General features: G+C 40.7%; 8 protein-coding genes. 4 read left to right on the top strand and 4 right to left on the bottom strand.

Features of this window, described 5'->3' with window-relative positions; all coding sequences use genetic code 11:
* Positions 1 to 179: 179 nt before the first annotated feature.
* Complete coding sequence (locus LC454_RS06650) at positions 180 to 362, bottom strand: hypothetical protein (protein ID WP_223580859.1); 183 nt, start codon at positions 360 to 362, stop codon at positions 180 to 182.
* A 251-nt stretch (positions 363 to 613) separates the two neighbouring features.
* Here LC454_RS06650 and LC454_RS06645 point away from each other — a divergent pair, with 251 nt between their 5' ends.
* Both LC454_RS06645 and LC454_RS06640 read left to right on the top strand, forming a co-directional pair.
* Positions 614 to 1501: a sugar phosphate isomerase/epimerase family protein gene (locus LC454_RS06645; RefSeq protein WP_223580858.1), complete on the top strand. Its 888-nt coding sequence runs from the start codon at positions 614 to 616 to the stop codon at positions 1499 to 1501.
* A gap of 119 nt (positions 1502 to 1620) precedes the next feature.
* Positions 1621 to 2439, top strand: a complete 819-nt coding sequence (locus tag LC454_RS06640; RefSeq protein WP_223580857.1) for a universal stress protein — start codon at positions 1621 to 1623, stop codon at positions 2437 to 2439.
* A 15-nt stretch (positions 2440 to 2454) separates the two neighbouring features.
* Here LC454_RS06640 and LC454_RS06635 read toward each other — a convergent pair whose 3' ends face one another.
* The gene (locus tag LC454_RS06635; protein ID WP_223580856.1) at positions 2455 to 3936 is read right to left on the bottom strand and encodes an FAD-dependent oxidoreductase; all 1482 of its coding nucleotides are present in this window, start codon (positions 3934 to 3936) and stop codon (positions 2455 to 2457) included.
* A 199-nt stretch (positions 3937 to 4135) separates the two neighbouring features.
* On the opposite strand from LC454_RS06635, the gene LC454_RS06630 reads away from it, so the two are divergent.
* Positions 4136 to 6841, top strand: a complete 2706-nt coding sequence (locus tag LC454_RS06630) for a hypothetical protein (protein WP_223580855.1) — start codon at positions 4136 to 4138, stop codon at positions 6839 to 6841.
* A gap of 10 nt (positions 6842 to 6851) precedes the next feature.
* Entirely contained in the window at positions 6852 to 11603 is a 4752-nt protein-coding gene (locus LC454_RS06625; RefSeq protein ID WP_223580854.1) for a TonB-dependent receptor plug domain-containing protein, read from the top strand.
* A gap of 85 nt (positions 11604 to 11688) precedes the next feature.
* On the opposite strand, the gene LC454_RS06620 is transcribed toward LC454_RS06625, so the two are convergent.
* Positions 11689 to 12087 (bottom strand): hypothetical protein, encoded by a 399-nt coding sequence (locus LC454_RS06620; RefSeq protein WP_223580853.1) that lies wholly within the window; start codon positions 12085 to 12087, stop codon positions 11689 to 11691.
* Between the two features lie 113 nt (positions 12088 to 12200).
* Positions 12201 to 12701, bottom strand: a complete 501-nt coding sequence (locus LC454_RS06615) for a GNAT family N-acetyltransferase (protein WP_223580852.1) — start codon at positions 12699 to 12701, stop codon at positions 12201 to 12203.
* Between the last annotated feature and the right edge of the window lie 50 nt (positions 12702 to 12751).

Genomic DNA, 12751 nt, shown 5'->3' with positions numbered 1-12751 from the left:
AAATTTTTATTTACCGACTTTATCCTATAGAATCGTCATGATATAATATTCATAAATTCAATACTCCCATTTATTTATAAATAGATGATTGTTTCAGTTTTATCAGCCCGTAGACTGATAAAACTGAAATATTCCAATTGGATAACTGTCAATTTCATGGTGAATGGACTTCCTCCCAATTAATGTGCACTCGTAAAATAATAGATCAAATAAAATACAATCAGCACACAAACGGCAATAATAATTGTTCGTTTGATATTGCGACCAGCAGGTGCATCATCTTTTTCTTCAACGGCTATAGGAGGTAATTTTTCCTCCTGCTTCTCATTGCTATGCTCTGGGGTGTTGAATTGATTTTCCATCTTTTTAATTGTTGTCTCTACCGATAGAACAAGTTTGAACTGCAAATCGTTTAAAATGTTCGATTTTAGAGAAGGCTGCTGCTAACCTTCAAAAACGTGGGAATGTGAATAAATAAAAAGCTAAAACGTTGTGTTTTTTAACGGATTTGCATACATTGCAGCTGCACTTAACACGAATAAACCTAAACAACCCGTAAACTGATGTTTACCATAGCTTTCGTGTTGGATAGGTCTATGAATAAATAAAACTCATGAAAAGAAGAACACTCATCGGATCTTTAATGGCTGGCTGTATGCTATTGGCCATCAATCCGACTTTTGCGCAACAAAAAGCCGAAAAAAAAGAAATTGGTCTACAGTTATATTCTGTACGTGAAGAAATCAGCAAGAATCCGAATTTCGATCAAATTCTACAAAAGATTGCTGCGCTTGGTTATACTGGAGTGGAAGCTGCTGGTTATAAAGATGGTAAACTGTACAACCTGAGCCCACAGGAATTTAAAGCCAAAGTGGAAAAAACAGGAATGAAGGTATTGTCGTCCCATGCGACAAAAACATTGTCTGCACAGGAACTTGCATCTGGAGATTTCTCAGAATCCTTGAAATGGTGGGACGAATGTATCGCTGCCCACAAAGCTGCCGGTATGAAATACATTGTAACACCTTGGATGGATGTGCCTAAGACGCTCAAAGATCTTGAAACGCAATGCCGCTATTTGGATGCTGTAGGTGCAAAATGCCGCCAACAGGGAATATTGTATGGATACCACAACCATGCACACGAATTTAAAAAGGTAGAGGATAAAGTGATGTTCGATTACATGTTGGAGCATACCAATCCTGAAAATGTGTTTTTTGAAATGGATGTTTACTGGGCAGTAATCGGAGATGTAAGCCCTGTGGATTATTTCAACAAGTACGCAGGCAGATTTAAAGCTTTACATATCAAAGACCACCGTGAAATCGGTCAAAGTGGAATGGTTGGGTTTGATGCGATCTTTAACAATGCTAAAACAGGTGGACTGAAATATCTTTTCGTTGAATTAGAAGATACACGCAATGATATTTACACAGGCCTTGAGCAAAGTATCGACTACCTGAAAAAGGCTTCTTTTGTAAAAGATAGCTATTCAAAATAGCTGTAAAATCGGGAGAAAATTGACGATGCTGAGACAATTGTCCGGTTGACAGATTTATTATTTTTCGGTAACTTGATCGTATTAATAAGGAATTGTTTAATCGTATTAAATCGGATCATATGAAACGGATTATTGTTGCTACAGACTATGCTGAAGAGGCAGAACATGCCTTGAATTTTATACTGGAAGTTTTTGCAGGTAAAGAATATGAGATTGTCTTATTTTCTCTCCAGAACCCTTCCATCCATGCGATGAATGCACGTCTTTCTCCCGATTCTATGTTCAAAATTTTTGAACATCAAAACAAGATTTTAAAACATAAAGCGGAGGCTATTACCCAACAGAGTGGGGTGCCCGCCGTCCCTTATCTGGCTACTGGTTTGTTCTACGATCAGATTACAAAATGTATTCAGGAAACCGGTGCCGATCTACTGGTCATGGGTATGGCCAAACGGTCGTTTGACCAGGATATGTTGGGCAATACAACGACCGCAGCCATCAGTAGGCTAAAAATTCCTATTCTCTCTGTACCATTGGGAGCACAATTCACCGGCCTAAAACATATTCTCTTTGCCTGCGACATCGTTCGTGGTGTCCAAAAAGAGATCCTAGAAAAAGTTAAAGATTTTGCAACTGACTTTAATGCTGTCCTAGAGGTGCTCAATATCCGTAAAACCGTCGAACAGCTAAACGAGGAAAAAGGTAGTGCTACCCGTGAAGCCATCAACGATGTGATGGGGATTGTCAGCTATTACTATAAAAATGTAACTTCAAATGAAGTGGTGAAAGCTATTCGTGATGAGGTCAAAGAAAGCCATACGGACCTATTGGTTATGATTCCTTATAAATATGGTTTCTGGAGCTCGTTGACACATCGCAGCAAAACACGGATGATGGCCTCTGGCCTCGATGTTCCATTGCTGACAATATCAATATAGTTCAATATCTGGCGGTTATTTATAGTGCCTATAAAATTTGTTGTTGAAAAGTTCCGACGGGTCGTATTTTGTTTTGGTCCTGAAAAAACTGTCTGCTTTTGGATAGACTTTCCTCATTTTGTCTTTTGTGATGTGTAAACGATAAGGAAGATAATAGGTTCCTTCATTTTTAATAGTTGCATCAACCAAAAGATCTGTGAGTGTCTGCATCTCGACTTCCTGCTGTGCTGTTTTTTTCTGATTAAACAGCAGTACGAAACCGAAAACATCTTCCTGGGCATAGTTTAGGTAAGCATCATCGTCCCGATTGACCGCACGGATCGTAATATTTAGTAGATCTAGCTTTGATTTTAATAAAATAGGTTTTATATCCTGAATGAATTTCATGAAATTTCGTTCAGGAATAAAATATTCGTGGAGCAGATCTGTCGATGTGGTATCTTTATTTTCAATCAAAGAGACTTGGCTATCCATGATCTCATTTCTGGTGAAGGTAAGATGCCTTGCCGGAATAGCGGAGGATGTCTCAAGATCCCAGCGGAGTCGCTTTCCATATTCGCTATTGACGCTGCCCCGAAATATCAGTCTCTTGGTTTCTTCCATTTTCTTGCTCTGTTGAGCCAGCTGTATCGGTTGTTCTACCGTCTGCTCAAAATAGTTGAGCGTAGCCTCCGCTAGAAAATTCTTGTTGGATACTCGTAACCGGCCAAAAACTAGATCGACCTTCGGGTTGTCAAGAATATATTTTTTATAGTATTTCATATAATTTTCGGGTGCTAAATTGATGTAATGAAATTTTAAAGATCGATTATTAACGACTTTAAGTTTCACGTCGAGTATAATACCAAATAGGCCATATCCACCAATCACATGATGAAAAAGTTCGCTATTTTCTTTCCTACTGCAAAGGAGCACCTGACCTTTGGCATTCATTAATGTAAAGGAAAGTACACTGGATGCTAAAGGTGGCGAATTTTTTTGCCATCCATGTCCATTAACACTGAGCGAGCCTCCAATAGAAAAAGAACTAAATGCTTGCATCACCGCAATTGATTTACCATAATGATCTAAATAGTGAATAGCATCTGACCAAAGTGCTCCCGAACCGACTGTCAATATATTTTCAACAGTATCCAGCTCCATGTGGTTGTAAGGGAGCATATTGAGTACAATTCCATCGGGATACATCGTATGCCCACCCATACTGTGACGCGCCCCTGCGACGGAGATTTTTAAGCCCTTGGCATTTGCATACTGCAGAATTTGCCGCAATTGATTTTCGATTGCTGACCTGTCTTTTGGAATGGCAATGATGGTGTCGACTTTGGTTGGGTTTAAGGTACTGGCATCATCCATATAATGAGGCGGAAGTGTCCTGTGGATGTCTGTTTCTCCCCATTTTGTTCTAAGAATATGGGCAATTGGAAATGCAATAATGCCAAGAACAATAACTATAATAATAAATGAAAAAAGTTTGATTTTTTTAGTTACACGCATTGGCTTTGATCAATTAGATATTGCGCAATATTGCAAAAATATTTCACCACCAAAATAATATAAATTTATTGTTTTTTAGTTCTATTTTTATGGAGAGAGCTATTTAACCGGATTTTATCAAAGTCTCTCAAAAAAAAATAATATGTGTTATGGAATTCTGCCGCCCGCCGCATCCCTGTTCAAATTATTGCTTAAAAAAATGATAAAGTATACCTGTTTGTTCCTATTTGTTTGTACTACCCAGGCGCTTTTTGGCCAGGTGAGCCACTACGAAGGCAAGATTACAGATGCCAGTGGAAAACCTCTTAAAGATGCTGCCGTGATCAGAGTGTCCGATAAGGTGCTGCTCAGTTTTTATGAACCGATTAATAGTAGAGGTCGGACTGTAGTACATTCTGATGCCAAGGGCGTATTTGGGATTAACCTCAATGACCGGGATAAAATACAGGTGTGGAAATATCCAGTTCAGCTACCAACGACTTACCTATTATATGAGTTTCGGTCGGATCCATTTGATAAGTCTGGAGGTTATCTTGTCGAACTCGTAGCAGCGAAAGAACAGCATACTGATGTGAATTTGTTTCCAATAGATAGCTCAATCACAACAGGTTCCCCTAGACCGGTCGTCTTTAGAAATAATGGTGGTTCTTATTACAGCCTCGAGGAGAAGAAAAATCGAGTGTATATTCATCAGAACCCGACGCCGGGATATGGACTCCTAGATATTAATCTGACGCTCGGTGGATCTATCAGCAGGGCGAATGATCGCGTAAAATTACAAACTGATTATTTACAGGGGCATGCTGTGGGAGGGAAATTGCTCGCTTCCGATGATGTTCCCTACAGCTGGGGACCTTTGGTTGCCCAGACTGATCCATCGACAGTTTATAACAACAAAAATATCTACCGAACTGGATACCACACATCCACGGCGGTAGATATGACCTATTATAAGGATGGCTTGGGGAAATTCTATGGCGAAATCGAATATGCAAAGAAGCAGGGGATATTTGATCCGAATCGTGGTAAATCCTGGAACTCCCAGTTGACTTATTCGCTTTATATCGGAAATGAACATCACTTCCAGGTCATGAACAAATTTAATCAATCGGATGAGGATATGCCTATGATAGGTAATAACTATGCGAATGTCCTTATGGGGGCTTATCTCTCACCGATTAACTTCGATGCTAGATCAGCACCTACTGCTACAGCATCTATAAAATATGCTAATCCTTGGTTTTTATTGCAGAATAATCGGGACAATCAATCTAATTTAAAGTACATAGGTGCGCTGAAATATGACTGGAGCCATCCGGAATTTTTTCTGGCGGCAAATCTAAACTATCAATATCATCAGGATAAACTAAACTATGGTCTAATGGGTGACATGGCTGGAATGAACCGGGATATATTTGTCAACCGTAGATTGAGAACAAATCTGTTCAATACCAATGTACAGGGTAAATATTATTTGGCTGGAGATAAAAAACTGCAATTACAGGGGGATTTTTGGTATAGGAATCAACAGATGTCTCTAGATCGTTCTGCGCTGGATTTTGCCCCAGTATCCTTGTCACACCAGTCTTCGGAGTTCCAGGTGGGATTAGTCGGGAAAGGGGTGGGGGGATATAACAACAACTGGACTTTTGACCTGTTGCCGGGACTGCTGATAAGCAACAAAAGTAAAAATAAGACCGCCGTCAATTTCGTGGGACAGGTCATCCATAAGTTTAATTTTGATCTGTTTGATTGGGGAAATATAATAACCAATGTATGGGGGAAATTTGATCTTTCACATCTCGAGCCTAATCAGATCAATAATGATATACAGTTTAGTCTGATGCGGTACTCCATCCGTGATTTTCAATCTTTCCTACCTGTGGATGAACTGTTGTTGCGGGATCCCGTAGATAAGTTGCAACGGAAAATCAATTACGAAATTGGATCTTCATTCAATTTATACCATTGGAATCTGGAAGGAAGTTTTTATCAATTTTATGTGAAGAATGGTTATGCACCGTTACTGGAAAATGGACAATATCGTCTGGCAAATGCAGTGGATTATCAGCAGAAAGGATTTCGGATCTCATTGTTTTCTCGTTTTGGTATCAATGATGAGCGATTATCTTGGACTCCGAGACTGGATTTCCACCGATACCTTAATAAAGTGGATAAGATCTATGCCGCGGGTGACCGTATTCAAATAGCCGGTATGCGGGAAATCAGTAAAAACTATATGGTAGGTCAACCGATTGGAGTCATTATGGGGACTGGATATGAGCGGGCTCCTGACAGCCAGCGACGTATTGATGCTGTGGGATATCCTGTCGTTGCTAATGAACAAAAGATTTTAGGTAACCCCAATCCGGATTTTTCATTTGTTTTTGCTAATGAGTTGAAATATAAGGGATTTTCTCTGGAGATTGATCTCGAATGGAGCAAAGGTGGGAAGGTCTGGAATGGAACACGGCAAATGCTTAATTATATGGGGCGCTCGTTAGAAACTGCTGCCGAACGAACGCTAAAAGACCAACTATTTCCGGGAATTGATCCACAGGGGAATATAAATAACAAAACGGTAGACTATTATGATCCCGCAGTGGGAACTGACAATAATAGATGGGTACGTTATGGTTTAACAGGTGTTGCCGAAGATGTTATCGAAGATGCAAGTTATCTACGTCTCTCCAGAGTAAACATTTCGCGTAATTTTGACATATCACGGCGCTACCTGCAAAAAATTAATGTGGGCCTTTATGCTGAAAATTTAGCTTACTGGAGTAAATACAAGGGCAACTTTCCTGGTTCCTCATTGCTAGGACAGAACAGTGCCGTTGGTCTGGATTATTTTAACTCGCCTCTGATGCGGACTTTTGGGTTTAATGTAATGCTGAAATTTTAATCTGACCGCCATGAATATAGATAACTTAAACACTGCCGGAAATAAATCAGGTTATGAAAGTCTCCTGTCTGATATCCCCACAAAAGGGAATCCTTATACTATTGAAAATAATTCAATGCGATGTAAACAAATAAATCTTGCACATTCGGCAAGCAGCAATAACTGGTTGTTGAGTTCTTTTTTTGCAATATTATATCTGCTATTTACAATGAATGCATTTGGTCAGGTAGATGCCGTAAATAAAAAAATAGATGAATATGCTGGTCTGCTGCCTTTAGAACGTGTGTACGCACATACGAATAAAACTATATTTGCACCCGGAGAATCGATTTATTTTACCACATATCTATGTAACTCTGCTTTTGGTGTTTCCAATCAAAGCGATATGGTCATCGTCGATCTGATTGCACCCAATGGACAGGTAATCTCACATCAACAATTTGCAATACAATCAATCTATGCTAAGGGGAGTGTAAGATTGGACAGATCGCTGGTCGGAGGTCGTTACAAATTGAAAGTGCAGACACCTTGGATGGCAAATTTTCCAAATCTAGCCTATGAAAAAGAAATTACATTGATGCGGACCAATCCACCGCGGTTGTTAATGCAGCTACAGCTGGAGAAGGAATCTTATGGGAAGGGAGAAACTGCCGTGGCAGACTTTGCTGTCAAAGATCTGGGAAACCATCCGCTTTCAAATCAAACTTTTGACTATGAGGTGAACATTGGGGGACAACTGTTTCTTTCACAAACGGGTAAGACGGATCATCTCGGTAAATCCCGTATAGAATTTGCATTGCCGGCAACCTTGAAAGACAAACATGTAAGCCTGAATATCCGATTTGTAAACCAACAGCTGATGGAGTCGATATCCAGAAATGTTCCTATTATCCTTGAAGATATAGATATTAAATTTATGCCTGAAGGTGGTTATCTTCTGGAAGGTTTTCCGAATACGGTTGCGGTTAAGGCCCTCAATGCAGAGGGATTTCCGGCCGATATTGAGGGGGGCATTTATGATGATGCAGGAAAAGAGGTGGTGAAATTTTCATCTTTCCATCAGGGGATGGGTAAGTTTTCATTTATTCCAAAAATGGGACAGTCCTACTATGCGAAACTGGAAAAGCCCTACAGGACAAATGAACGGATTACATTGCCTGCAATAAAAAACGCTGGTGTGAAAGTACAGTTGGAAGAGCAGTCAAAAGATAAATTGAAATTGCAGGTCATCAGTAGCATGGATACTCGGGTGACCTATTTGATCAGAAAAGAAGATAAAATATTTCGTACGGCAGACCTGGCTGTAACAAAGGGAATAAATTCGCTGGCTGTAGCAAAAGATGGTCTACCACAAGGGGTATTGAGTATCTCAGTGTTGCAAGGGGAACAAATTTTGAGTGAGCGTTTGTTCTTTAATACGATAGATGAGGGATTGCAGATTCAGGTAACGACTGATAAGGCCATCTACAAGACGCGGGAAGATGTGCGGTTGACGATTGAAACGCGAGATGCAAGCGGGAAATCCATTCCGGCAGCATTATCACTGAGTGTTGTTGATGATAAGCTTTTAAGTTATCTGGACGATAAACAGCATCACATGCTCTCTTGGATGTGGCTTGGAACGGCATTACAAGGTGATATCTATCAACCTGCATTCTATTTTGATCAAACGAAGGAAAAACGTACTCAGGCACTTGATATGCTTTTGTTGACACAAGGCTGGCGGAATTATCAATGGGATAAGGTCTTGAGCAATATTGAACTAAAAATTGTTCCGGCACGCGTGTACAATATGCTGTCAGGTATAGTTTATAAGCAAGCCAATGGACGGGAAACACCTTATTCATCAACGATGTATGTGGTTGCTGATAGCTTGTTATATACCGTAAAACCAGATGAAAATGGGCGTTTTTCGGTCAGGACTATTCCTTGTGCTGCCTGGCAGATTTATATACCGAAACATCGGATAAATGAAAGTTATTATATTTCTTCGTTGCAGAATGATCAGGCCAGAGACAAATCCATTGGGGTGCGAAGGAGCGATACTGGGCTCTTTTTTGGACAGTCGAGAGCAGGCCTCTCAATCCAGTCTCGAGCAGTGAAGGAATCTGTTCCGCCAACGGTGGAGACAGTATCCCCAACTTTCGATCAGGATACGAACTTGGAGGAAATTGTAGTGATCGGATATGGAGAAGATAGAAAGACGTTACTTACGGCTTCGGTGAGCAGAATCAATGTCGAAACCTTGTATGCGCAAGCAAACTTAGTATCGGCATTGTCAGGTAGGGAAGCGGGAATTAATGTCAGACCCTCTATTGAGAGGTCGACTGCACCAATTGTTATCCGGGGGATGAGCTCCATTGGTGGCAATGGTGGCCCGCTGTTTGTCGTAGATGGCATACCGTATAATGAAGCCAGTTTTTCCGACTTTAGTCGATTTTCTGCGGACCTGATCGAAAGTATCAGCGTCTTAAAAGGTTCCTCGGCAATGGCGATTTACGGTTCCCGTGGCGCCAATGGTGTTGTCCTGATCACGACAAAAGGTGGAAAAGGTGCAGAACAAATGACCAATAATGTTTTGAACAAAAGCCATCTAGTTGGCAGTCAAAAATACCTGACTTTAAATATGATATATCCGAAAATTCGTTTTGATCAACCAGAGGAGTTTTATGTGCCTAAATATCAAAATAAACAGGCTATGATCAAAGATGATTTTAGGGATAATATTTATTGGAATTACCATATTGAGACCGATGTCCGGGGCCGTGCCCAGGTTACTTTTTCCAATGCTGATGAAAATACCTCTTATCGGATCATAACGGAAGGGATTGCTGCAAATGGTATGATAGGACATAATCAGCAAGCGGCTTATCAGGTAAAAAACGAAATTGGCCTGGACGTCAAATTGCCTTTGTATGCGTCTCAGGGTGATTTGATCAATGCGCAATTGCTGGTTGATAATACCAGAAAGTTGCCACTATCCGTCAGCAGCCAGGTGGACTTGGTAGGAGACAACCTTGAATGGAAATCTGAGGGTAGTACCCTGAAAGTAGGGGCACAGAAACAAAGCCAGCTGCTTGTCCCACTTGAAGTAAAACGTCCCTCGAACGAAAAAGATAAGATACGTTTTTCCATCCGTACGGATTCCACGGTATTGGGAATTATAAAAGACATCAAATTATTTAATAAAGGCTTTCCTGTGGAGTTCGGGCATTCAACAACTAACTACCTGGAACATGAATTTGAAGTGAAAAACGCTATCCAGGGGTCGCAACGGCTTTCGGTGGAGCTATACCTTAATCCATTGAAGCAGATTACGCGGGGACTGGAGCGTATTGTCCGGGAACCATACGGCTGTTTTGAACAGGTCTCTTCTTCGGTTTATCCCAATATTTACGCGCTCTCGCTTATGCGCCAAATTAGGGCTGATGAATCCTTGCAGCGCAAGACAAAAGAATTTTTGGAAAGCGGTTATAAAAAATTAGCAGCCTACGAAATTAAAGGTGGCGGCTTTGATTGGTACGGTAAACCGCCGGCACATGAGGTTCTTTCAGCCTTTGGTTTAATTGAATTTATTGAAATGAGACCATTTATTGATGTAGATCAAAAGATGATCGACCGAACCCGCGACTGGCTTTTATCTAAAAAAGATGGTCGAGGGGGCTATCGCCAAGGCACCGGAAGGTATGCCTTTTCCGGAAACCGCACTTTGATAAACAATGCTTATATCACCTATGCGTTGAGTATTGCGGAGGTGAAGGATGAAATTGAAGCGGAGTTTCAAAAAGCCTATCAGGAAGTTTTGCGGTCAAAAGATCCTTATCTTATGGCCCTCGTTGCACTTACGGCAAGTAATCTCAAAAAAATGGAGCAATTGGAAAGCCTGAAGTTGCAATTAAAGGAATTGCTTCCCGCAGTGATTGCAGATCAGAAAGGTAAGGCAGAAGGAAGTATTACAGAATCAGATGGACGGTCGCTAAGAAACGAAACCTTAGCTTGGATAGCTCTTGTTTTTCAATTGGACAACAAGGCATCCCCGGAATTGACCACTTGCATGGAGGCGCTTATTCAATCTGCTAATCAGGGCTATTATGGCTCAACACAGGCAACTGGTCTTGCATTGAAAGCTGCGACAGGATACTATCAACTATTTGATAGTAATATGAAAGAAAAAAAAGGGAAAAACATGGAATTGTGGCTGGACGGCCAACTGTTGGTTCGTGATACCACATTCCAAACGGATTCTTTGAGCAGGTCGTTTCTGTCGGAGCTTCCCGCTGGCAAGCATCGGGTCTCCATCCGCTTGGAAAATTTGGATTATGCCGTAGCTTCCTACCGGTTCAATTATTTGACCACAGAACCACCAAGTGCAAAAGATAGGACACTGGATCTGTCAACATCTTTATCCAGCAATCATGTCCGTCTGGGCGATAATACGGTACTCAAGGTACAGTTATACAATAAAGGGGATAAGGCAACGTCTATGCCATTGATCAAGATCGGTATTCCGGGAGGACTAACGCCAGAACCACAGCAATTAAGGGATTTAATGGAAAAAGGTTTTGTGGATTACTATGAAATTTTTGGAAATTACCTGGTCTTATATTGGCGTGGAATTGATGCCAAAGAAACCAAAGAATTGTCCATAGATTTCAAAGCGCAGGTACCGGGAAAATATCAGGGTGCAGCATCTTCGGGTTATTTATATTATACCGAAGAACTGAAAGATTGGCAAGAAGGATTAAAGGTTGAGATTGAGTAGTCGAATTAATTATTTGCATAATTGGAATAAAACAAAGCCTGTCAATATACTTTCGACAGGCTTTGTTTGTATCCTATAGCTGTTTTTATTGGATAAGGGGCAAAATTTTATCCCAGATCTGCTGATAGATTTTATCATCCTGGACAAGGCCTTTGTCATCGTAGTAATAATTTCCGGAATTACCGCTTCCGGCTTGAAGGCGTTCGAACAGAAATATATTGAGAATGATTTTGGACCTTCGATCTGGGAGCGGGACAACTAAAAAATTGAAGATTCTTTTATCACCATCACGACCAAATATTGATTTGCTTTTAAGAGATACACTGGTTTGAATAAAACCTGAAGAACGGTCTAATTGAGCAATATAGTAACCGCTTTCTTGAAGTGCTTGTACGACTTTTGTATAGGCGGAATCTGCGGAAATTGTGATGGTCTTTATCCGTTCTGGATCTTGTGCAGTGGCAACATTGATCCAAAATAACATAGAAAGGGTGAATATTAGTATTAATTGTAGTCGTTGAGTCATAGTTGTAAATTAAGAGTGTAAAATAATTACTTAAAGCTAATGATTTTTCTCTTGTGAGCCAATTGTGTGACTTAACTTACCCTTTTTCCTAATATCTTTAAACTTCGTTCTACCCCATCTAGCGTAGCAATATTGGGAAGGTTGGCCCATTCCTGGAATCCCATTTTTTCAAATAAGGTGATGCTAGGTACATTGTGCGCAAAGATGAAACCCAATAAGGTATGGACGCCAAGGTTAGGGGCTTTGTCTATGCAGTATTGGAGGATTTGCTTGCCCAGTCCCCGGCCTCGCTGTTGTTCATCCAGGTAGATGCTTATCTCTACTGTCGCATCGTATGCTGGTCGACCGTAAAAAGACTGGAAGCTGACCCAGCCGAGGATATTATTTTGTTCCTCTACCAACCATAATGGTCTCTTTGACGGGCTGTGTTCGTCAAACCATTTTTGCCTGCTTTCTACGCTTACGGGACTGGTATCTGCAGTGACCATTCTCGATGCAATGGTGGTATTGTATATGGCTACGATACGAGGTAAATCTTCTTGTCTGGCGTCACGAAATACTAACTGGCTCATGTTATATGTTGTTTTAGAACTAAGGTCAAAAATATTAGTTTTATACTATA

Origin of the sequence: Sphingobacterium sp. GVS05A (assembly GCF_019969845.1) — a bacterium.
Lineage (GTDB): Bacteria > Bacteroidota > Bacteroidia > Sphingobacteriales > Sphingobacteriaceae > Sphingobacterium.
This window is presented reverse-complemented; position numbering and strand designations above follow the sequence as displayed.